Source organism: Streptomyces xiaopingdaonensis, from assembly GCF_000262345.1.
GTDB lineage: Bacteria > Actinomycetota > Actinomycetes > Streptomycetales > Streptomycetaceae > Streptomyces > Streptomyces xiaopingdaonensis.
This window is the reverse complement of record NZ_AJTQ01000255.1, coordinates 1-21,830: the sequence shown is the minus strand read 5'-3', so window position 1 is coordinate 21,830 and position 21,830 is coordinate 1. Positions and strand designations below refer to the sequence as shown.

The window sequence follows — 21,830 nt, the reverse complement described above, 5'->3', positions numbered from 1 at the left end:
GTACGGCGGCAGCGGCCGGACGAGGGTCGGCGCCCTCGTCCGGCCGCTGCGGCTCAGGTTCGTTCCGGAGGCGTCAGCACTTGTCGCGGTACGAGAGCAGCAGCTCGTCGGTCTGGGTCTCCGTTCCGTCGCTGGCCCAGATCTCGGCGGTGTAATCGCCGACCGGAGCAGGGGCGAGCGACAGGTGGACGGTGGCGTTGAGGACGAGGGAGCCGTCGGGGCGGCGGTGGTTCTCACCGGGCTGGAGCGTCATGCCGCCCATGCTGGAGGAGCCGGGGGGCAGGTTCCGGACGCCGGTCCGGATCGTGGTCGACCAGCTGCCGCTCACCGGGGCGTAGGCGTAGGTGTTGGGCCACCCGTGGCTCGTCCTCATGCATATCCGCTGGTTCTCGGCCTCCAGGTTCCATGTCGCCGTCGCGGCGGAGGCCGGGGTGGTGCCGATCAGCGTCAGGGTGAGGGTCGAGAGCAGACCGAAGAGTAAGCCGGTTTTACGACGTCTCGTTGCCATCCGTACCTCCTGAGGGGAGTGTGCGCAGAGTGGAGAGCGGCTTCCCGGGTGTGTCCGCGGGTCGGGAGCCGTCCTGAGTCTCACGCAGGCAAGTTCCCCTGAACAAGGGGTAGTTGCGCCTTCAATGACTTTTGCCCGCCACCGCGAGTGCGTCGCACGGACTATGGACGACGCCTCCGCGGCGACCGGCGCAACCTCCGGAAAACCGTGGGATTCGGGAGGATGCGGCTCCCGGCGCGCTCCCAACTCCCTGCCGCAGGCCGACATGCGAGCTGCCGGCCTACCCCCGCGGCACCACGGTGGAGAGTACGTCGGGAAGCGGATACCAGTCCGAGGACACGAAACTGGCGTGCTGCGAGGCGAGTTCGGTGACGCGGTCGAGGGCTTCCCGAGGCTCCGGGGAGACGGCGTCGATCTCCGGGGCGACGAGGTGTGCGTCGGTCATGACGAGGAGGTACCCGTTCTCGCGGTACCAGGCGGTGTCGATCGTCCCGTCCGCGTACGCGGAGGCGTCGCCGTCGAAGACGACGAACCAGCCGCGCAGGTCGGCCGCGTAGCGGGCCGCCCTCGGGTCGCCCGCCTCGGCGCCGTGCACGGCGGGGAAGGCGGTAGCCGAGTCGAGGTCGCCGGCTGCTGCGAGGTCGCGGAGGTGCGTGGCGTATTCCTCGTCGGTCCACAGGTCGTCGGCGGGGTTGCTCTCCTCGACGGTCCCGGGGATCAGCTCGAAGAGGAACTTCCCCGCCAGTTCGGCGCGTTGGGGCCAGGCCCCGGCGCGGACGGCGGTGTCGAGGTCCTCGTGCCCTTCGGCGACGTCGCCCGGTGAGAGGACGGCGTCGCCGAGGCCGTCGTCGAGCAGGGCGTCGAGTTCGGCGGGGCCGCGGCCGGCCTTGGCGTAGAAGCCGTCCTTCATCTCGAGCTTGACGAGGACGGGCGGGTGGTCGGGATGGGCCGCGTGCCAGGCGGCCATGTCCGCGACGCAGCCGGCGAGGTCGCTGTTGCGTGTCCCCGAACTCCTCCCGTCCGCACAGTTGTTGACGTTGCCGAGCGGATTGCTGTGCGAGACGCGCCAGCCCTTCCCGAGCGCGTTGGTCCACACGTCGAGCTCCAGCAGGGCGGCCCCGGACTCCAACGCCTCGGTGAAGTACGGGTACTTGTCCTGTTCGTAGGCGTTGTGCACGCCTACCGCCGTGGTGTCGGCGAGCGACTCCGCCGCCTCCGGCGGGGCGGCATCCGCGGGCGCGGCGAGGAAACCGGTGAGCACCGCCAGGACCAGCGCGAGAAGGCCGCGCCCAAGGGTGAGGTGTCTGGGTCTGGGGGATTCGGACGTCACAGGTCGGACCTCGCGGGTGGGGGGCAACTCCACGGCAGAGTAGAGGAGTTGCCACCGCGGCGGTACGGGTGCCGGCGTGCGGGAGGTGGACGTCGCTGCCGGGGCTCAGCTCCCCGGCAGGCGCAGGAGTTCGCCGATGCGCCGGACGGCCTCGACGAGATGGGGCACCGCACCGTCGGCGAGCTCCTGGCGGTGGGTGATGACGTTGACGGCCGCCGGCTGCTCCCCCGCGGGCACGGGGATGGGCGCGGCGACGGCGTAGGTGCCGGCGACGACCTCGTCGTGGCTGGAGACGTACCCCGCCTCGACGGCCCGCGCGACACGCGCCGCGACGGCCCGCGGAAGCGACTCGGGCCGCGCCCCGCCCATCATCAACGCGAGTCCCGCGGCGCCGCGTTGGAGCGGGTCGCGGCTCCCGACGCCGTAGGAGAACCGCGGCCCGGGGCCGGGGGGCTCCACGACGGCGACGGCCACGGCGCAGTCGTCCTCGGGGACGACGAGGCAGGCCGTGGCGCCGAGTCGGTGGGTGAGGGTGCGCAGCACCGGCTGGGCGACGTCGAGCAGGGGCGGGCGGGAGTGCTCGGCGAGGGTGAAGAAGGAGACGCCGATTCGGTAGCGGTTGCCGTCCCGTACGGCGAAGTGGCTGCGGCTGAGCGTCGTCAGCAGCCGGTAGGCGATCGACCTGTGGACGTCGAGGCGGGCGGCGATCTCGGAGGCGGTGAGGCCCTGCGGGGCTTCGGCGAGCATCCGGAGGACGAGCAGGCCGCGTTGGAGCGTCTGGGAGCCGTCGGCCCTGCGGCCGGACTCCGCCGACTCCGCTTTCGCCGCGGAGCCCGTCTTCGGGGCGCGAGCGGCCATGGGGCACCTCCGTCCGACCGGCGAGGTGTTGACAGCCGGCGCGGGCGACTCGATAGTGATGCAATCTTTGTAACACGGTGTTTCGATTATTGCAACACGCATCCGGGAGGCCAGGTGTACTTCTCACCGCGTCGTCACGGCTTCCGCCCGCTTGCCGGCGGAGGCACGGAGCCCGTCGTCACCGGGGCAGGTCCGGTCGGCCTCGCCGCCCGGCGGCAGGACACCTCCCGTCGACGCGGCCGCCCGTCGTGACGGGCACCTGCGAGCTACGCCGGATCGGTGCCGAGAAGCCCGAGAATCCAGGCACGGTGCGCTCCGGAAGCGGAGCACGAACCCCTGTCACCCCCTGCGAGAAAGGAGAGGCCCCATGGCCCACTACCGGAGCACCGGGGAGGTGCCGCCGAAGCGGCACACCCAGCACCGCCGACCCGAAGGCAGGCTGTACTACGAGGAGTTGATGGGCGAAGAGGGCTTCTCCTCCGACTCCTCGCTCCTCTACCACCGGGCGATCCCCTCGGCGATCACCGCGTCCGAGGTCTGGGACCTGCCCGACCAGCGCACCGTGCCCAACCACCCGCTCGCACCGCGCCACTTCACGCTCCACAGCCTCACCGCGGACGACGACGGCTGGCGCTCCGTCGACGCCGTCACCGGACGGCGCCTCGTCCTCGGCAACGGCGACGTGCGCATCTCCTACGTCGCCGCAGGCGCGCCCTCGCCGCTCTACCGGAACGGGCTCGGGGACGAGTGCGTCTACGTCGAGTCCGGCGAGGCGGACGTCGAGACGGTCTTCGGCGTCCTGCACGCACGCAGCGGGGACTACGTCCTGCTGCCCCGCGCCACCACGCACCGCTGGGTGCCGAAGGGCCCGGAGCCGCTGCGCGCCTACGCGATCGAGGGCAACAGCCACATCACCCCCGCGCGCCGCTACCTCTCGAAGTTCGGGCAGCTCCTGGAGCACGCACCGTACTGCGAACGGGACCTGACGGGCCCGAGCGGGCCGCTCCTCGTCGAGGGGACGGACGTCGAGGTGCTGGTGAAGCACCGCGGCTCCGGGGGCGAGGTCGTCGGCACGCGGTTCGTGCACCCCACGCACCCCTTCGACGTCGTCGGCTGGGACGGGTGCCTCTACCCGTACACCTTCAACGTCGAGGACTTCGAGCCGCTCACCGGCCGTATCCACCAACCGCCGCCCGCGCACCAGGTGTTCGAGGGCGACAACTTCGTCATCTGCAACTTCGTCCCGCGCAAGGTGGACTACCACCCGCTGTCGATCCCCGTGCCCTACTACCACTCCAACGTCGACAGCGACGAGGTGATGTTCTACTGCGGCGGCGACTACGCCGCACGGAAGGGCTCCGGCATCGGGCAGGGCTCCGTCTCGCTCCACCCCGGCGGGCACGCCCACGGGCCGCAGCCTGGCGCGTACGAGCGGTCGATCGGCGCCGAGTTCTTCGACGAACTGGCCGTCATGGTCGACACGTTCAGGCCCCTCGAAGTCGGCGAGGGCGGCCGGGACGCCGAGGACCCCGAGTACGCGTGGAGCTGGGCGCGCGGCCTGCGGGGTGAGGGCGCGTGACGCCACGGCTGCCCCGGTTCGCCGACCGGCTCTGCGACGACGCCGCGGTCTTCCCGCCCGGCTCGCTTCCGCTGGCGGCGGCCGTCCCCGCGCACCGGCGCCACCGCGAGGCCGTCCACGCCGAGTTGGTGGGCCCGCTCGTCCTCGCGGCACCCTCGCTGGAGAAGCTCGGGCCGCTCCTCGGCGGCGGGGAGCCGCTCGCGCTCGTCGTCACCGCGCCGCAGGGGCCCGGGCAGTTGGCCGAGGCGCTGCGCGTCGCCGACGGGCTGCCCGTCACCGTCTCGGGCGTCGAGGTGGCGGTGGGCGGGGACGCCGGCGTGCCCGCGTACTTCGCGGACCTGGCGCGGGTGACGTCCGGGCTCCCGGCCTCTTCCGTCTTCGTCGAGGTGCCGCGCGACCGGCGCAGGGACGAGGTCCTCGCCGGGTGCGCGGCGGCCGGACACCGGGCGAAGTTCCGCACCGGAGGCGTGGAGGCAGCGCTCTACCCGGACGTGGACGAACTCGCCTCCTCCGTCGCCGCGGCCACGGCTGCGGGCGTTCCCTTCAAGGCGACGGCAGGACTCCACCACGCCGTGCGCAACACCGACCCGGTGACCGGGTTCGCGCAGCACGGATTCCTCAACCTGCTCCTCGCCGCCGAGCGCGCGGCCGCGGGCGCCGAGCGCGAGGAGCTGGCGGGGGTGCTCGCCGAGCGCGCGGCGGAAGCCGTCGCTGCGCAGGTCGCAGCCCTCGCAGCCGATCCCGAGCGCACCCGGGCAGCCCGGGCGCGGTTCCTCTCCTTCGGCACCTGCAGCATCACCGAACCCCTCGCCGAGCTCGTCGAACTCGGCCTGGTACCGGACGAGTTCGTCCGCCCGGCGGGCGGCAGCACAGAAAGGGGGGCCACCCCATGACGTTCATCGAGATCCCCGACGACTCGCTCTTCGGCCTCGCCAACCTTCCCTACGGTGTCTTCTCGCCGCCCGACGGCGACCCCCGGGTCGGGGTCCGCGTCGGCGACACGGTCGTCGATCTCGCCGCGGCGCTGGGGGACGAGGTGTTCGCCGAGCCGTCGCTCAACGCCTTCATGCGGCAGGGCCGTTCGCGCTGGGTCGCGGTGCGGGAGCGGGTCGCGGGGCTCGTGACGGGCGACGTGCCCGCCGAGGTGCTCCACCCGGTGGACGGCGTGCGGATGCACCTCCCGTTCGAGGTCGCCGACTACGTCGACTACTACGCCTCGGAACACCACGCCACCAACCTGGGCCGGATCTTCCGCCCCGACGCGGCGGCGCTGATGCCCAACTGGAAGCACCTGCCCGTCGGTTACCACGGCCGCGCCGGCACGGTCCTCGTCTCCGGCAGCGACATCGTGCGCCCCAACGGCCAGCGCAAAACCCCCACCGAAGCGGCCCCGACCTTCGGGCCCAGCCGCCGCCTCGACATCGAGGCCGAACTCGGCTTCGTCGTCGGCACGGGGTCCCCGCTCGGGGAGCCGGTGCGCACGTCCGACTTCGCCGAACGGGTCTTCGGCGCCGTCCTCGTCAACGACTGGTCGGCGAGGGACATCCAGGGATGGGAAGCGCAACCGCTCGGGCCTTACCTGGGGAAGTCCTTCGCCACCTCCGTCTCCGCCTGGGTGGTGCCGCTCCTCGCGCTGGAGGCGGCGCGGGTCCCGATGCCGAAGCAGGACCCCGAGGTCCTGCCGTACCTCCGCGAGACGGAGGACTGGGGCCTCGACATCGAGTTCGCCGTCGAGTGGAACGGGCACACCGTCTCCCGGCCGCCGTACCGCGAGATGTACTGGTCCCCCGCGCAGATGCTCGCCCACATGACCGTCGGCGGCGCCTCCTCGCGGACCGGCGACCTCTACGCGTCGGGAACCGTCTCCGGGCCCGAGCGCGACCGCAGGGGCGCCTTCATCGAGATGAGCTGGAACGGGCAGGAGCCGCTCGAAGTCGGCGGCGCACAGCGCACCTTCCTCGAGGACGGCGACGAGGTGGTCCTCACGGCCACCGCCCCCGGGACGGACGGCGCCCGCATCGGCTTCGGCGAGGTACGCGGCAGGGTACTGCCCGCACGGCCGACGGCCTGACGGCGCCCGCGACACGGTCCCGCACGGTCGGCGTGCGGGGCCGTGTGCCGGGGGCGTCGGGAGCGTGCCGGCAGCGCCTGCCGATCGCTCGGCCCGGAACAGAAGCGGACCGGGTGCTGCTTCTCGCAGAACCGCGATGCGCTGTCGGCGGGACGTCGGCAACTGGTCGGACAGTGGGAGACGTGGAAACGTCCCGCGAGCCGGACTCACGGGCGCTCGCGTCGAGCGGCGCGGACGGGGGACTCCACGAACGGTCCGGCCCTGCGAACACCCGCGCTGACAGGGAGGAGCAGCGGGTGTGCGGCGTCCCAGCGGCAGTTCGGAACACCCCGCGCTGATGGGGGGGCACCTCTGAGCCGCGCTTCAGTCGTGGCTTGCCCTTTCACCCCGTTCTGCGTTCCTGGGATGGCGGTCATGCGGGTCGGCCGTGTGCCAACGCGCCCCGGGGGTCGGGCGGACGAGCTGGGGAACGCCTCCGACGAGGACGGTGAGGCACGCTTCCCCGGCATGGCGCGCACCGCGCCCACCAACACCGACCAGGCGCGGGCGCTCGTCGACTTCGACAGCGGCTCGGCCGGCAGGAATTCCGTCCTCGTCGCGGACACCAGGGCCGATGACACATACAACCGCTCCATTGCGCGGGCGTTCAGCAAGGCCGTCTCGCCCGACTCGAAGGTGCGCGAGTTCCGGTCGGAGAGCCCGACGGAAGACGGGGACGTGGCCAACCAGTTCGGCGGCATGGTCGACTCGATCTGCTACAGCGAGGCAAAGGAGATCCACTTTGCCGGACGGCCCGCCCACCTTGCGCTCTTCCTCAAGGCGTTGGCGGAGAACCCGTGCCGCGGTATGCACCGGAAGGTGATCACGGCCTCCGGAGCATCGACCGTCCAACTCAGCCTCGACAAGGAGGACCTGAAGCTCCTCCGCAGCCACAAGGACCAACTCACCCTGGAATACTCGGCGGTGGGGCACCCCGACGCGTGGAACCCGGACAACCTGCCGGACGGCCCTGCCCGCTCCTTCAGCACCAGTACGGGGCCCGCGTCCCCCACCACCCCCGGCAGCCTGACCCGGCAGATCCGCACGTACGCAGAGGCACACCGCACCGAGCTCGGCGGACCGATCTCCTGGAACGACTCGCGGGCCATGACCGCCTTCGACTCCGTCTGGCTCGCCGCCAACGGCCTCGCACAGGCGGCCCGCGGCGCGGAAGGCGGAGTGCCGGCGCTGGGGGCCGTAGCGGACCACTGGGAGCGCGTCTTCGCCGGGGACGGCGTGCCCGCCATGACCGGATGGCTCTGTCTCGACAACGACGGCAACCCGCACGACAAGGCCGTCTCCGTCGTCACCCTCGACCCGACCGACGGCGACGTCCGGCTCGTCGGGGTCGCGTGGCCTCAAGGGCGCCCGCAGCGGGACTGCGACGTACCTGAGCGCAAGTAGACGGTCACGCGCAGCGGTTGGAGAGGCCGCTCTCCGTCCCCGCTCAGCCGTCCCCGTACTCCGGCACCATCACCTTCTCCCCGTCGTCCACCTCTCCCGTCTCGACGAAGCCGTGCCGGGCGTAGAGGCGGTGGGCCGCGGTGTCGCCCGGTACGTGGCTGAGACCGACCTCGCTGTGCGCAACCATGGCGGCACACGGTATCCCCGCGCCGGCGGCGCCCGGCGGTCGCCCTCGTCACACGGCGCCCCGTCCGGACACGGGCCCGACAGCGCGTAGATGTGTGCGGGTCGTCCCGCGATCGTGCGAACTTCCGCGGTGAGGAGGCGCTGAGCGCGTACGGAGGGGCAGGGTGTGCACGTACCGCGGCGCGTGCCGCACGCCCAGCGTGTCCACCGCGGTGTGCAACGTCAACAACGCCTGACGTGCGGCCGGTTGCGCCCCCAGGGGCATCGGTGCCGTCGGATCGAGAACCCACCTTCCGAGCTGAAAGCGGGCCGGCAGATGAGTACGCCGTCTTCCACCGAGAGCGCACGGGCCGTACGCCAGTGGCTGTGGCCGCTGACGCTGCTGCTGGTGGCGTGCGGCGGGGCATTGCAAGGGGCGGCCTGGACGAGTTGGCCGCCCGAGGCGACCGCCGCCGGCCTCGTCGTCAGCTGCGCGCTCCTCGCCTGTGTGCTCTTCCTCTGGAGCTGCCACCGCAGGCTGAGCGACCAACTCGCGGCCCAGCGGGCCGAGTCGGTGCGCCTCCAGGAGGAGCACACCGCCAACAGCGCCGAGCAGGACCGCAGGTGGCGCGAGTGGGCGCGCAGCTACGACGACTCCCTCCGCGCCTGCCTCCGCGCGTTCGCACCCGAACTCCGCGCCGTGATGGCCGAGGGCGCCCAGGGCGAGGTTCCCGCGGAAGCCCCCGGGTGGTTGCGCGAGGAGCTCCGCTCCCTCCTCGACCTCGCGGGCGAGATCGAGGACGACCACCAGGACGCGTACGAGCACATCCTCGTGACGCTCGGCACCCGCATGCAGTCGGTCGCTCTGCGCATGGAGGCGAAGGCCCGCCTCGGCCTCTGCGACCACCGGGACAACGCGGTGCGCCAGATCGGTATGGAGATCACCCACGAGGCCAACCAGCTCGTCCACATCACCGCGGGCGTCAGGGTGTTGTCGGGGGAGTGGGCCGGACAGCAGTGGCCCGACCCGATCGTGGCGTCCGAGATCGTGCAGGCGGCCTCGGGCCGCATCGTGGACTACAAGCGGGTGCGTGTGCACGGCGACCCGGACATCGCCGTCGTCCCGCACGCCGCCGAGTACATCATCCACTGCGTCGCCGAGCTGCTCCAGAACGCCACCATCTACTCGCCGCCCGGATGCACCGTCCACGCGTGGGTCGAGGAGGACCAGGACGGTCTCGTGATCCAGGTCGACGACCAGGGACTCGGCATGACGGAGGGCCGCCTGGAGGACATGCGCCCCATCGCCTCGGGCGAGCGCCCCATGACGGTGCGCACGCTCCACGGGCCGCAGATCGGCCTCGCCGTCGTCGGCAACATCGCCCGCCGCTTCGACCTCGACGTCCACCTCGACCGCTCGCGCTTCAAGGGGCTGCGCGCGATGGTCTACGTACCGGGCGACTTCGTCGAGCCGTTCCACGAGGACCTGTGGAGCCCCGGCGACTGGCCCGAGGACGGCGTGCCCGCGCTCGACGCCCCGATCGCCGTCGCCGCGGCGCACCCGGGCGCCGCGCGCACCCAGACCGGGACGGCGAAGAGCGGACCGCCCAAGCGCGTCAACGAGCCCGCAGCCGTACCGAGTTCACAGCGGAAAGCGCAGCTTCCCCCGGCCCGGACGAGGAAACCGGACAGCGAGGTGCCGCGACCACCGGGTGAAGGGGGGCCCGAGTGGACGGGCGAGCGCACAGCATCGGGGCGCCTGCCGAAGCGCCGCAGCGGTGTCGTCAGGGACCACATCGGGCTTCCGATCCTGTCGCCCGCAGACGACCAGCACGGCGCCCCGGTGGAGTCGGAGCCCGAGCCGTCGGCGCAGGAGACGGGCGCCTGGCTCGGCGCCTTCGTCGAGGCGGGCCGCGCGCCCTACGAGGAGCCGGCGGTCGAAGGCGAGGAACCCGCCGAACACCCGCGCCGACAGCGGGAGTCGGCGCTCCCCGACCAGTCACCGCCGGGCCGGGGGCCCACCGGGCCGCCGGCAGCAGCGGACGCACCCGCACCCGAATCCGCGGACGCACCCGCGTACACGGAGACCGACCGACGCACCTCACGAGGATGAGACCAAGCCCATGGCACAAGAGATCGACAACTCCTGGATGGTGCAGGAGGTGGTGGACGTCTCCGGCGTGCGCCACGTGGTGGTGCTCAGCGCAGACGGACTGCCGACCGCCAGGGGCGCCGACACCGACCGTGAGACCGCGGAGTGGATCGCGGCCGCCGCGTCGGGACTCGCTTCGCTCGGCAAGGGCAGCGCCCGCAAGTTCGGCACGGGACGGCACGTCTTCCGGCAGTCCATGCAGGAGTTCGAGGGAGGCTTCCTCTTCGTGCGGATCGCCGGCGACGGCTCCTGCCTCGCCGTCGTCACCCGGCAGAAGATCGACGCGGGTCAGATCGGCACCCAGATGAAGCTCCAGATCGACCGGTTCGGTGACCACCAAGGGACGCCGAGTCGGCAGCGGGTGCCATGACCGCCGGGGAGCCAGGGCGCCCCCAGGTCCCCGGATACGTCCACACCACGGGGCGCACCGAGACCGAGACGGAGATCGGCTGGAGCCTGGAGACGCTGCTCCGGGTGACCAGCAGCGCCCTGCCGCTCAACGGACCGCTGAGCAGCCGCAGCCACCGCCGTCTCTTCAGCGACTGCGCGGGGCTCACGTCCGTCGTCGAGGCGGCGGCGCACATGAGGCAGCCCGTGAGCGTCGTGCGCGTCCTCGCCGAGGAGCTCGTCGCCTCCGGGCACTTGGCGGTCCCGACTCCGCACCACCCGACCCGTGCGCACGACAGCGCCCCAAGCCGCGAGTTGCTCCAGGAAGTGTTGGATGGCCTCAGAAACCACGAGTTCGCCTGACGGGCGGCCACCGCTGCCCGTCCGCAAGGGACGGGCAGGGCGGTATCTGCCGGACACGGTGACTCAGTCGGTGAAGATCCTCGTAGTCGGCCCGTTCGGTGTCGGCAAGACGACGCTCACCGCGTCGGTCAGCGAGATCGAACCACTGCGGACCGAGGAGCGGATGACCGAGGCGAGTGTGGGCGTCGACGACCTCCGCGGCCTGGAGTCGAAGACGGAGACGACGGTGGCGATGGACTTCGGCCGGATCACGCTCAACCCCGCGCTCGTCCTCTACCTCTTCGGAGCCCCGGGGCAGCGGCGCTTCTGGGACCTGTGGCAAGGGCTGGTCGTCGGCGCGGTCGGCTTGTTGGTGCTCGTCGACACGCGCCGTCTGGAGGACTGTTTCGACGTGCTCGACCAGTGGGAGGCGCACCGCCTGCCGTTCATCGTCGCGGTCAACCGCTTCCCCGGCAGCGAGGACTTCGACGACGACGAGATCAGGGAGGCGCTCGACATCCCGTTCAGCACCCCCGTGGTGCAGTGCGACGCGACCGACCCGTTGCAGTCGGGGGAGGCGCTGCGCACCCTCGCCGCGCACGCGTTGGCGTGCAGGGAAGAGGAGGCGCTGAAATGACCCGCTCGTTCGTCCGCACAGCGGACGCCACGGTGTCGCTCACCGAGCTCACCCAGACACCCGACCCCGAGCCCCTCTACCGCAGCCTCCGCAGCGAGTACGGATCGGTCGCCCCCGTGGTGCTGGAGCCCGGCATCAACGCCTGGCTCGTCATGGGCGTTCAGGAACTGCGCTCCGTCACGGAGCGGCAGAAGCTCTTCTCGCGGGACGCCCGCAACTGGCGCGACCTCACCGCCGGCACCGTCCCCCCGGACTCGGGGCTGCTGCCGATGATGGGGTACCGGGACACCGTCGTCGGCAAGGACCTCGCCGAACACCAGCGGCTGCGGCGGCCGTTGGACGACGCGGTCCGCGGGATCGCGCCCCGGCTGCTCCGGCGGCAGGTCCGCGAGCGGTGCGATCTCCTCATCGACGCCTTCTCGGGACGCGGCAGCGCCGACCTGGTGACGGAGTACGCGGTGCACGCGCCGATGCAGGCGTTCTCCGTCCTCTTCGGCCTCGACGTCGAGCAGGGGCACGAGCTCAACGGCGCCCTTCTCGCCCTCTTCGGCAGCCAGCCCGACTCGCAGGCGGGGAACCGGGACTTCGAGCAGATCCTCCGCGAACACCTCAGGGACCGCGAGAAGATGCCGAAGACGGACCGTCCGGACGACCTGACGTCCGCCTTCCTCGCCCACCCCGGGCTGCACAGCGAGGACGAGCAGCTCCAGGCGATGGTGATGATGATCGCCGGCGGCAACGAGCCGGTCACCTGCTGGATCGCGCACACGCTGCTCCGCGTCATCACCGACCCGTCGTTCGGCGCGCGGCTGCGCGGGGGCGACCTCGGCGTCAACGAGGCGCTCGACCAGGTGCTCTGGGCCGAGCCGCCGATGACCAACATGCCGGCCAGGTACGCACTCCGCGACACCGACCTCGGCGGCCACCGCATCCGCCGCGGCGACGCGCTGATCCTCGGCTTCCACGCCACGCACGCCACCGACCCGACGCTGCCGCCGGACCCCCGACCGGCGGGAAACCGGGGCCACTTCGCCTATTCCGCAGGCGCGCACATGTGCCCGGCGCAGGACCCCGCGTGGACGATCACGCACACCGCGGTCACCACGGCGCTCCACCGCCTCGCCGCCGTACGCCTCTCCATCAGCCGCGACGAGGTCACCTTCAACCCCTCCCCGTGGACGCGCCGTCCCAGCAACCTCCCCGTCACCTTCACGGTGCCGATGGCGCGTACCCCGAAGTCGGAGCACGAGGAGGGAGACGAGAAGCCGATGGCGGACGCGGAGATGGGATGAGCGGACGGCCGCGCCGGGGGAGCCGGCTCCCCCGCGGGGCCGACGTGCAGTTTCCGCGCGATCCTCTGCCTGAGCGGCGCGGCGGGTCTCCTTCGCCGCGCTTTCCGTGGTGATCGGCTCAGCAGGGCGACGGGGCCGAACGCACCGACGCGGCGAGTCCGCCGCCCTCGGTATCGGCCTGCCGACGGTGCTGGACGCCGTCCGCCGCGCCCTCGACCGCCGACGCGGCGCCGTGGTCGGGGGCTTGCTGCCCGTACCGCTCCGAGCAACCTTCGCGGACGCCGAGCCGTCTTGCCCGGTGCGGAGGTCGGCGCAGCGCTGTTGCCGACGGCAGAGGACGGCTTGCCGAGTGCGTGAGCGAGGGGTGGAGATGAGGGAGCAGGACGCCGCGGTGACGTGGGTCGACGCACGCGACGCACTGCCGTGGAGCGGTGCGCCGGTGGCAGCGGCGATCACGGGGTGGTATCCGGCTGACACGCTCACCGACCCCGACGCGGTGGAGGAGGAGTTCTGGCTCGTGCGGCCGATGGTCTTCACGGCTCAGCACCGGAGCGGGGACGGGACGGAGCACAGGGACTGCTTCGTCGACTCCGACGGTATCGTCCGCCTGCCCTACGGCCTCGGCAGCGAGGAGACCGTGACGCACTGGGCGGAGCTGCCCTCTCTGCCGGGCTTGACGACGCACTTGGTGCTCGGGGAGGACGTGCAGGCAGCTCTCCGGAACGCGTGGGGCGCCCCTCCCGGCCCCTGACCGCAGCCGGCTACGGGTCGCGCGGGTGCGTACGGAGCCTGTCCAACTTGGCGTTGGCGCGTGCTCCGTGTGCGGCGGCCGTCGCCCGGCGCTCACCGTCGCCCGGCTCGCTCGGCGGCGCCGGACGCGCGCCCGCAGTGCCGTGCGGCGCCCGGAGGCATCGAGTCGGGTCCGTATGACGCAGGAACGGTTACGCGTCGTCACCGCGTACAGCCCTGAGGGCGCGCTCGTCCGGCCGCAGGGATGCGGCGGGCTCGGTGGTTCAGGGGGCCGACGGCGTGACCGGCAGCCCCGGCTTGGACGCCTTGGGACTCGACGTGCTCCGCACGCTGTCCGGTCGTCGGCCGCCAGGCATAGGAAGGACGATCCGGCACCGCGCGGCCCCCGGACCCGGGCGGCGACCCCCACACCGCCGCCGCCCGGGAGCTGTCAGTCGTTGAACAACTGGGCGACCTTCAGCGCCAGTTCGTAGACGCCGTATGCGAACGGGGCGCCCACCCACAGCCAGACGAGGACGGCGAGCCAGGTCCGGCGGGGTGCCGTCGGCTCAGGAGAGGCGCTGCTGGGAGCCATCGTCGGCCTCCGTTTCCTTCGTCTCGGTGGGCGTTTCCGTCTCGGCGGGCGCTTCGGCACCGGCGTCCGACGGCGCGGGTTCGTGGTAGCGCGAATGCACGGGCCGGATGCACTCGTTGGCGACGAAGCCGACGACGAGGAGGCCCATCATGATGTAGAGGGAGAGGCTGTAGAGCCCGGGCCCGCTGCGCCCCGCGGCCTCCTGCGTGTCGGCGACCCAGTTGACGATGAGCGGACCGAGCACGCCCGCGGTGGACCATGCGGTGAGGAGGCGGCCGTGGATGGCGCCGACCTGGTAGGTGCCGAAGAGGTCCTTCAGATAGGCGGGCGCGGTGGAGAAACCGCCGCCGTAGAAGGAGAGGATCACCAGTGCGGAGAGGATGAAGATCGGCTTCGAGGAGTCCCCGACCGTGGCGATGAGCAGGTAGAGCAGGGCGCCTGCGCCGAGGTAGAGGCGGTAGATGTTCTTCCGCCCGATGGTGTCGGAGGCGGCCGACCACGCGAGGCGCCCGCCCATGTTGGTGAGCGAGAGCAGCGCGACGAACCCGGCGGCGGCGGAGACGGAGACGGGCGTGCTGGTGCCGGAGAAGAAGTCCCGGATCATCGGCGCTGCCTTCTCCAGGATGCCGATCCCCGCGGTCACGTTCATGCACAGAACGATCCACAGACACCAGAACTGCGGCGTACGCAGAGCGTTCTTCGCCGACACCTGAGCGGTGGTGACCATCGCCCGCTGCTCGGTCGGCGGCGTCCAGTTCGGTGGGCGCCAGCCGTCGGCGGGGACGCGCACGAGGAGGACGCCGAGCGCCATGAAGACCGCGTAGACGAGCCCGTGGACGAGGAAGGCCCCCGCGATGCCGCTGCTGTCGTCGCCGAAGCTCTCCAACATCTGCGAGGACCAGGGCGAGGCGATGAGCGCGCCGCCGCCGAAGCCCATGATGGCGATACCGGTGGCCAGGCCGGGACGGTCGGGGAACCATTTGATCAGCGTCGAGACGGGCGAGATGTAGCCGATGCCGAGGCCGATGCCGCCGACGAACCCGTAGCCGAGGACGATGAGCCAGAACTGCTCCGTCGCCGCACCGAGCGCGGAGAGGAGGAACCCGCTGGAGAAGCAGAGCAGCGACACGGCCATCGCCCAGCGCGGGCCCTTGCGTTCGACGAGGGTCCCTCCGAACGCCGCCGAGAGGCCGAGCATCACGATGGCGAGCTGGAACGGGAGCGCGCTCGCCGTCCCCGAGAGGTCGAGGGCCTTCTCCACCGCTGGCTTGAAGACACTCCAGGCATAGGCCTGGCCGATGGACAAATGGATGGAGAGTGCGGCGGGCGGGACCAGCCAGCGGCTCCAGCCGGCGGGAGCGACCGTACGGGAGCGGCTGAGCAGTCCCCCGTCCGGGACCTGTGCGGACTTCATGGGGCGGCACTCTAAGTAGTTGAGCCATGAATGACCAGGGGTGTGACGCCACCCCTTTCACTCGGCTCACCTGCGGTGACACTCCCGCGAAACGCAGAAACGATCAAGTTCCTTTGCGCGGGGGGAAGTTCGAAGCGGAGCCGGCCCCGGCGCGCCTCACTCGCCGGAGCCGGCCGGAGCCCCGCGTCAGTGCCCGGCGCGCGCCTTCTCGTCGGCGGCTCCGCCCGCCCCGACGAGCCCGGTCGCCACCTCGCCGGACTCCAGGCGCGGTGCGAAACGAGCCACTTCGCGCTTGCCGACGTTGCCGATCAGCGCAGGGAGGTACCCGCGGATGCTCTGCATGCCGCGGAGCCACCATTGTGCGTAGACGTGCGCCGAGCGGCGCTCGATGCCGTCGACGATGCGGTCGATGGCAGGGCCCAGCGGGTACGTCTTGTTCGTCGGCCAGGGGAGGCGCCGGCGGATGTCGCGCATCAGGTCGTCCTCGTCGGCGCCGCGGACCATGTCGGTGTCGGTCCAGCTCAGGTAGCCGACGCCGACCCGCACGCCGCGGTAGGCGACCTCGGCGCGCAGGCTGTGCGCGAACGCCTCGACCCCCGACTTCGACGCGCAGTACGCCGTCATCATCGGGGCCGGCGTGACGGCGGCGAGGGAGGCTATCTGGAGGAAGTAGCCGCGGGACTCGCAGAGTACGGGCAGGAAGGCGCGCCCCGTCACGGCGCCCCCGATCAGGTTCACCTCGATCACGCGGCGCCATGCGACGGGGTCGGAGTCGATGAACGGACCGCCGTTGGCGACACCGGCGTTGGCGACGACGACGTCGACCTTGCCGAAGCGGTCCTTCACCTCCTGCGCGATCCGGGCCATCGCCACGTGGTCCGTGACGTCCGCGTGCCAGTGGGCCGACTCACCGTGGAGCGAGTCGCCGACGCGCTTCAGCTCCTCCGGCTCCAGGCCGACGAGCGCCAACTTCGCACCCCGCGCCGACAGTTTCCGGGCGAGCAGCTCGCCCACCCCCCGTGCGGCCCCCGTGACGACGACTACCTGGCCCTCCAGGCTCATGCGGCTCATGCGCTCTCCTTATCGTTGGCGCGGTCGAGGTGCTTGGCCGCCAGGCCCTTGAGCACTTCGGCGACGGTCTCGGGGGACTCGATGGGCGTCATGTGGCCGAGGCCCTCCAGCGCATGGAAACCGGCAAGCTGCGGCAGCGCGTCGGCGAGTTCTCGCGCGTGGACCGTGGGCGTCATCCGGTCGGCGGTGCCGACGAGTACGGCCGTGGGGACGGTGAGTTCCGGGAGTTTGGCGAAGACGTCGAGCCGCGTGAGGACCCGGCCCCACGCGCCCCTGACCTTAACGGGGCACGCGTGGACGAGGCGGGCGCACGCCTCCACCTGGGCCGCGTCCGAACGGCGGCCCATCGTCGCGTACTTGAGGGCGCGCCTCGTGAGCGGCGTGCTGGGGCCGAGCGGTGCCTTCGCGGTGAGCAGCAGGCGGTGCGTCCTGCGGCGGACCGCCGCCGAGCGGAACGGGAAGACCGTCGACTCCTGGGCGAGGTTGCGTCCGCCCGTGCTGCACAGCAGCAACGCCGCGGCGTGCTCGTGGAGTTCGGGGCGGTCGGCGGCGGCCATGAGCGTCATTCCGCCCATGGAATGCCCGCCGAGGACGGCCTGCTCGCCCGGCTCCAGGGTCTCGCCGAGGACCGCGACGAGGTCGTCGGAGAGGGTGGCGGGCGTGTACGCCTCGGGGCGGGCAGCCGGGGTGCGGCCGTGTCCGCGCTGGTCGTAGAGGACGACGCGGTAGCCGGCGGCCACGAGGTCCCGGACGACGGGTGCCCAGAAGGCGGTGGCGCAGGTCCAGCCGTGCGAGAGCACGATCGCTGGGTCCTTCTCCGCTCCGTGGACCTCGACGTGGAGGCGGGCGCCGTCGGCGGAGTGCGCGGTCAACTCGCGTGCGGGCAGCGGCGCGACGTACCGTCCGCCGGTTCCCTTCGTCAGGCGGCTCACCTGGCCCCCTCCCCCGTGTGGATCGCGTCGGCGCCCTTGCCGGCGGCAGCGGTGCCGGCGAGCGCGGCGTCCTTGCCCGTGCCGGGGCGCAGGACGTCGTACTCCTCGAGTCGCACCTCCTGGGTGACCTTCCGGAACTCGGCCGTGGTGCCGGGCCACACGGTGGTGTTGCGGCCGTTGTCGTCGAGGTACCAGCTGTCGCAGCCGCCGACGTTCCAGACGGTGCGTGCCATGCGGTCCTGTACGTGCGCGTTCCACGCGCGGACGGACTCGCGGCGTGCGTCGAGCGCCACCCTTCCTCCGGTGCGGCCGCCGCCGAGGGTGTCGAGCTTGCGCAGGTAGTCGACCATGTACTGGAGTTGGGCCTCGATCATGAGGATCATCGAGCTGTTGCCGAGCCCTGTGTTGGGTCCGATGATCGTCATGAAGTTGGGGAACCCCGACGCCGTGCAGCCGCGCAGTGCCTCCATGCCGTCCTTCCAGGACTCGGCGAGGGTGCTGCCGTCGGCTCCCTTGACGCGCTCGGCGATCGGCATGTCGGTCACGTGGAAGCCGGTGCCGAAGACGATCGCGTCGACCTCCGCCTCCGTGCCGTCGGAGGCCACGAGGGTGTTCCCTCTGACCTGCTTGAGCCCGGAGTCGACGAGGTCGACGTTGGGCTCGGCGAGCGCCGGATAATAGTTGTTGGAGAGCAGGATGCGCTTGCAGCCGATGCGGTAGTCCGGCGTCAACTTCCGTCGCGTCGCGGGGTCCTTGACCGCTCGCTTCATGTGGGCCGAGGCGAGCTTCTCGACGAGGCCGAGCTGCTTGGGGTGCTTGGTGAACGCGCCGACCTGGAGCTCGCGGATCACCCACAGTGCCTGCCTGCGCAGCGCCCGGGTGGCCGGCACCTTGGCGTGGAGCCAGCGCTCGGTGCCCGTGATCTTCCGGTCCATCCGAGGCATCACCCACGGCGGGGTGCGCTGGAAGAGGGTGAGGCTGCGCACCTCGGGCTGGATGGCGGGGACGACCTGGATCGCGGAGGCACCCGTACCGATCATCGCGACGCGCTTGCCGCGCAGGTCGTAATCGTGGTCCCACTGCGCCGAGTGGAAGACCTTGCCCTCGAAGCTCTCCAGGCCGGGTATGTCGGGGATCTTCGGATCGGAGAGCGGTCCGGTGGCGGAGACGACCATCTCTGCCGTGTAACTGCCGCGTGAGGTGTCGATCCGCCAGTGCAGCTCGTCCGACTCCCAAGTCATCTGCTGCACCTCCGTGTTGAAGCGGATGTGCTGGCGCAGCCCGAAGTTGTCCGCGACGTCCTCCAGGTAGGCGCGGATGTGCGGCTGCCCCGAGAAGTTGCGAGGCCAGTCGGGGTTGGGCGCGAAGGAGAAGGAGTAGAGGTGCGAGGGCACGTCGCAGGCGCACCCCGGATAGGTGTTGTCGTGCCAGGTGCCTCCGACGTCCTCGCGTCGCTCCAGGACGACGAAGTCCGTGATTCCGGCCCGGCGCAGGCGCACGGCGGCACCGAGGCCGCCGAAGCCGGTGCCGATGACCGCCACCCGTACGTGCTTGTGCTCGTGTTCGGCCGCCATGCCGCGCCTCCCGAGAATGCTCACACGACCCTGTGCTTACGGTGCCAGTGATTACTGGCACAGTTCGGAGAGTAGAGCAGTGACATACCGATGGGTAGGGGTCGTCGAGCGGAAGTTACCGCCGGTTTCCCGGGCGGCGCCGTGTCGCCAACGGACGTGCGCCGGGCGGCGGTTGTGCGGCACCCGTCGGCGGCTCGGTGTGCAGGGGCGCGTGGAAAGCGACGTCGTGCGGATCCGGGCCGGGGGCTGGGAGCGGAGCCGTGTCGCGCTTCCGGGGAGCAGTGGGCCTGAAGCCTGTGTCCGTGCCGGGGTGCGGAGTGACGTACATATCCTGTTTGTGCGCTTCGTGAAGTGACAGGATGGCGCGTTTCTCTCGATGGCGTCGACTGTCGCGTTCGCTGGCAACTCCCTGCGATTTCGGGCCGGCGCCAGGAGAGAGGGCCGCCTGTTCCGGCGACGAGCGGGCGGTTGGCGACGTGGCCACGCGCCGGGAATGCCGGTCCGGCAGCGTCGGCAAGGAGCAGAGAATGACCGGGAGCTTGTTCACGGGAATCTCCGGGTCCTGCCGGCGCCGTCCCTCCTGGGGGCAGTGGTAGTGGCTACCTCCTGAAGACGCCGATTGCGATGGCTGCGGCGATCCCGGCGCCGATTGCGACGATGACGTATGCGCCGATATTCATGCATTGACCCGTTCTTGGTGTCTGATTTCACTGGACGTGTGCGTGCGCGGGGCCGACGAACCGAACGATGAAGGGGCTAACCAGTGTCGGTTGGAAGTCAGTTGCTTCCCTCTTCACCGTCGACGACGACGAACAGTCCCGTCCAGGGCAGCGAACCGTCTTCGCGGTATTAGGCTGGCTTCGTGGCGAGCACAGGACGGGCACAGGACCCCCACGCGGCGGCCGCGGAGTCCCGGGGCGGCTCACCCAGCCCGGACAGGGAGGAGCCCAGCGCCCTCGTCCGGAACGCTCCGGACGGACCCGCACGCGCGCCCCGGAGCGCGGACGAGAAGCAGGAGTACCGCACCGAGGAACTTGCCGCCGAAGCAGGCATTCCCATCCGGACGCTCCGCTTCTACCGCGAGCGGAAACTGCTGCCGCCGCCGCGGCGCGAGGGGCGTATCGCCTGGTACAACGAGCACCACCTCACCCGACTCCGCACCATCACCGCGCTTCTCGCCCGCGGTCACACCCTCGGCGGGATAGCCGACCTGCTCACCGCGTTCGAGCGGGGCAGGGACACCCGGAGCGCCGCCGAACTCCTCGGTCTCGAGCACGTGTTGGTGGCACCGTTCTCCGAAGAGGTGCCCGTACGGCTCACCCCCGAACAGCTCGCCGACTACTACCAGGGCCAGGTGACCGTCGAGAACCTCGACGCCTCGCTCGACATCGGCTACGTCGCCGTCGACGGGGACGAATTCCTCCACGTCAGCCGTCGCCTCCTCGAAGCCTCGGCGGAACTGGTCCGTGAAGGCGTGCCGCTCGCCGCTGTTCTGGAGGCCGGGAGGCAACTGCGTGCCCACACCGACGACGTTGCCGAACTCTTCACACGACTCTTCAGGGAGCACCTGATGCCCGGCGGTGAGACGACGGAAGGCGCAGCAGCTCAGCCCGAACCCGGTGCCGTGGCCGAGGCGTTGGACCGCGTGCGTCCACTCGCCAAGCAGATCGTCGAGGCCGAGCTGGGACTCGGTCTCGACCGGCGTATCCGCGCGGAGCTAGAGGAGCTCTGGGGGCATGCCGGGGACGCGCCGGGAGAGGAAACGCCGTCCCGGGGCTCCTGTAGGCGGGAGGAGGCGACGGACGGGCCTTCGGAGACGGGGCGATCGGGGACTGCGCCGGATGCCGGTGGTGCGTAAAAGCTGTCGGTGACGGCCCACGTGTGCCCGCCGATGCGCACACGGGCCGGCCCACTTTCGCGACGGCCGGCCGCCCGCGTCAGCAGATTGCTCGCCGCCGAGCGGGTCTCAACGCCTCCGCGAATCCGTTCGGTTGGCCCCCGTGGGTTCCGTGCTCAGCGGGCTTTCACCGTGGCGCGGGCGAGCAGGTAGGCGGGGCGTATCTGCTCGTGTTCCTCCGCGTCCATGCCGCCCAGTTCCACGACGGCCACCTCACCCTTTGCGCCCGGTATCGCGAATGCCTGTACCGGCTTGCGGTCGAGTTCCTCGCCGTCGATCGTCGTCACGCGTTCGTACACCGTTTCCGCGGCGCGCTTCGGACCTGTCTTGAAACTGCGGTACTCGACTTCTTCGGCCTTTTTCCCGGGAACGAACCGGCGCAACGCGTCGCCGGGCTCCTGCTTCTCTCCCACCCATACGCGGAGGTAGCCGATGTTGCCCGCCGGCTTGGCGTCCACTTCGCAGGCGAGGCGCAAGCCGCCCTGCTCGTGGTCCCCGTCGACCGACTCGGCCGTCCACTTCTTCGCCGTCTCGAACGAGACCGGCAGCTCGCACGCCGAGCCCGCGGCCCCTATCCGGGTGCCCGGCTCGGCCTGTTCGCCTCCCTCGGCGAACGGCCCCTTGCCGGGGCCGGACCCGCCGTCGGAGCCGCCTCCGCCGGCCGGGGTCTCGTTGCCGCCCTCACCACCGGAGGGCGCAGCCGTCGTCGTCTCCACATTCTCGTCGCTGCACGCCGTGAGCCCTGCGCACAGCAAGGCGCACAGGCCCATCACCGCGACCGACCGCACCCAGCGCATTACGTCCCCCGTTCTCCGTACGGGCCTCTCGCCCGTACGCCGTTCCCAGCTCCGACG

21 protein-coding genes are annotated in these 21,830 nt (G+C 71.4%); 11 read left to right on the top strand and 10 right to left on the bottom strand.

What is annotated here, in order from left to right; translation table 11 throughout:
- Positions 1-73: 73 nt before the first annotated feature.
- From UWG_RS0120275 to UWG_RS0120265, 3 genes are all read right to left on the bottom strand, one after another.
- A complete protein-coding gene (locus UWG_RS0120275; protein WP_016909034.1) occupies positions 74-508 on the bottom strand; it encodes a DUF5980 family protein in 435 nt (144 codons plus the stop codon).
- A gap of 280 nt (positions 509-788) precedes the next feature.
- Positions 789-1,838, bottom strand: a complete 1,050-nt coding sequence (locus UWG_RS0120270) for a phosphatidylinositol-specific phospholipase C domain-containing protein (protein ID WP_050988625.1) — start codon at positions 1,836-1,838, stop codon at positions 789-791.
- A 105-nt stretch (positions 1,839-1,943) separates the two neighbouring features.
- Entirely contained in the window at positions 1,944-2,696 is a 753-nt protein-coding gene (locus UWG_RS0120265; protein WP_016909032.1) for an IclR family transcriptional regulator, read from the bottom strand.
- A gap of 367 nt (positions 2,697-3,063) precedes the next feature.
- On the opposite strand from UWG_RS0120265, the gene UWG_RS0120260 reads away from it, so the two are divergent.
- From UWG_RS0120260 to UWG_RS30580, 4 genes are all read left to right on the top strand, one after another.
- Positions 3,064-4,275, top strand: a complete 1,212-nt coding sequence (locus UWG_RS0120260; protein WP_016909031.1) for a homogentisate 1,2-dioxygenase — start codon at positions 3,064-3,066, stop codon at positions 4,273-4,275.
- Complete coding sequence (locus UWG_RS0120255; protein WP_016909030.1) at positions 4,272-5,168, top strand: hypothetical protein; 897 nt, start codon at positions 4,272-4,274, stop codon at positions 5,166-5,168. The genes UWG_RS0120260 and UWG_RS0120255 overlap by 4 nt, the downstream gene beginning before the upstream one ends.
- Positions 5,165-6,346 carry a fumarylacetoacetase gene (gene fahA / locus UWG_RS0120250; protein WP_016909029.1) on the top strand — a complete coding sequence of 394 codons (1,182 nt, stop codon included), beginning with the start codon at positions 5,165-5,167 and terminating at the stop codon, positions 6,344-6,346. The genes UWG_RS0120255 and fahA overlap by 4 nt, the downstream gene beginning before the upstream one ends.
- A gap of 429 nt (positions 6,347-6,775) precedes the next feature.
- Positions 6,776-7,789, top strand: coding sequence for a hypothetical protein (locus UWG_RS30580; protein WP_157838579.1), 1,014 nt, complete (start codon positions 6,776-6,778; stop codon positions 7,787-7,789).
- A 43-nt stretch (positions 7,790-7,832) separates the two neighbouring features.
- Here the strand turns inward: UWG_RS30580 and UWG_RS33125 are convergent, their stop codons facing one another.
- Entirely contained in the window at positions 7,833-7,976 is a 144-nt protein-coding gene (locus UWG_RS33125) for a hypothetical protein (protein WP_016909027.1), read from the bottom strand.
- Between the two features lie 315 nt (positions 7,977-8,291).
- Here UWG_RS33125 and UWG_RS0120235 point away from each other — a divergent pair, with 315 nt between their 5' ends.
- The 6 genes from UWG_RS0120235 to UWG_RS0120210 all read left to right on the top strand — a co-directional run bounded on the left by UWG_RS0120235 (position 8,292) and on the right by UWG_RS0120210 (position 13,515).
- The gene (locus UWG_RS0120235; protein ID WP_016909026.1) at positions 8,292-10,067 is read left to right on the top strand and encodes a sensor histidine kinase; all 1,776 of its coding nucleotides are present in this window, start codon (positions 8,292-8,294) and stop codon (positions 10,065-10,067) included.
- A 10-nt stretch (positions 10,068-10,077) separates the two neighbouring features.
- A complete protein-coding gene (locus UWG_RS0120230) occupies positions 10,078-10,476 on the top strand; it encodes a roadblock/LC7 domain-containing protein (RefSeq protein ID WP_016909025.1) in 399 nt (132 codons plus the stop codon).
- A complete protein-coding gene (locus UWG_RS0120225) occupies positions 10,473-10,856 on the top strand; it encodes a DUF742 domain-containing protein (protein ID WP_016909024.1) in 384 nt (127 codons plus the stop codon). The genes UWG_RS0120230 and UWG_RS0120225 overlap by 4 nt, the downstream gene beginning before the upstream one ends.
- Positions 10,857-10,926: 70 nt before the next feature.
- Entirely contained in the window at positions 10,927-11,472 is a 546-nt protein-coding gene (locus tag UWG_RS0120220; protein WP_016909023.1) for a GTP-binding protein, read from the top strand.
- Positions 11,469-12,764 (top strand): cytochrome P450 family protein, encoded by a 1,296-nt coding sequence (locus tag UWG_RS0120215; RefSeq protein WP_016909022.1) that lies wholly within the window; start codon positions 11,469-11,471, stop codon positions 12,762-12,764. Before UWG_RS0120220 ends, UWG_RS0120215 begins: the two co-directional genes overlap by 4 nt.
- A 370-nt stretch (positions 12,765-13,134) precedes the next feature.
- Positions 13,135-13,515 carry an AQJ64_40280 family protein gene (locus UWG_RS0120210; RefSeq protein ID WP_016909021.1) on the top strand — a complete coding sequence of 127 codons (381 nt, stop codon included), beginning with the start codon at positions 13,135-13,137 and terminating at the stop codon, positions 13,513-13,515.
- A 429-nt stretch (positions 13,516-13,944) separates the two neighbouring features.
- Here UWG_RS0120210 and UWG_RS33420 read toward each other — a convergent pair whose 3' ends face one another.
- From UWG_RS33420 to UWG_RS0120185, 5 genes are all read right to left on the bottom strand, one after another.
- Positions 13,945-14,088 carry an MFS transporter small subunit gene (locus UWG_RS33420; RefSeq protein ID WP_016909020.1) on the bottom strand — a complete coding sequence of 48 codons (144 nt, stop codon included), beginning with the start codon at positions 14,086-14,088 and terminating at the stop codon, positions 13,945-13,947.
- On the bottom strand, positions 14,063-15,502 hold the full coding sequence (locus UWG_RS0120200) for an L-lactate MFS transporter (protein ID WP_016909019.1): 1,440 nt from the start codon (positions 15,500-15,502) through the stop codon (positions 14,063-14,065). The genes UWG_RS33420 and UWG_RS0120200 overlap by 26 nt, the downstream gene beginning before the upstream one ends.
- A 186-nt stretch (positions 15,503-15,688) precedes the next feature.
- Positions 15,689-16,573: an SDR family oxidoreductase gene (locus tag UWG_RS0120195; protein ID WP_016909018.1), complete on the bottom strand. Its 885-nt coding sequence runs from the start codon at positions 16,571-16,573 to the stop codon at positions 15,689-15,691.
- Complete coding sequence (locus UWG_RS0120190) at positions 16,570-17,505, bottom strand: alpha/beta fold hydrolase (RefSeq protein WP_016909017.1); 936 nt, start codon at positions 17,503-17,505, stop codon at positions 16,570-16,572. Before UWG_RS0120190 ends, UWG_RS0120195 begins: the two co-directional genes overlap by 4 nt.
- On the bottom strand, positions 17,502-19,079 hold the full coding sequence (locus UWG_RS0120185) for a flavin-containing monooxygenase (protein WP_016909016.1): 1,578 nt from the start codon (positions 19,077-19,079) through the stop codon (positions 17,502-17,504). Before UWG_RS0120185 ends, UWG_RS0120190 begins: the two co-directional genes overlap by 4 nt.
- An 862-nt stretch (positions 19,080-19,941) precedes the next feature.
- On the opposite strand from UWG_RS0120185, the gene UWG_RS0120180 reads away from it, so the two are divergent.
- Positions 19,942-20,937, top strand: coding sequence for a MerR family transcriptional regulator (locus UWG_RS0120180; protein ID WP_016909015.1), 996 nt, complete (start codon positions 19,942-19,944; stop codon positions 20,935-20,937).
- A 155-nt stretch (positions 20,938-21,092) separates the two neighbouring features.
- Here the strand turns inward: UWG_RS0120180 and UWG_RS0120175 are convergent, their stop codons facing one another.
- On the bottom strand, positions 21,093-21,692 hold the full coding sequence (locus UWG_RS0120175) for a lipoprotein (protein WP_033196266.1): 600 nt from the start codon (positions 21,690-21,692) through the stop codon (positions 21,093-21,095).
- Positions 21,693-21,830 lie beyond the last annotated feature (138 nt).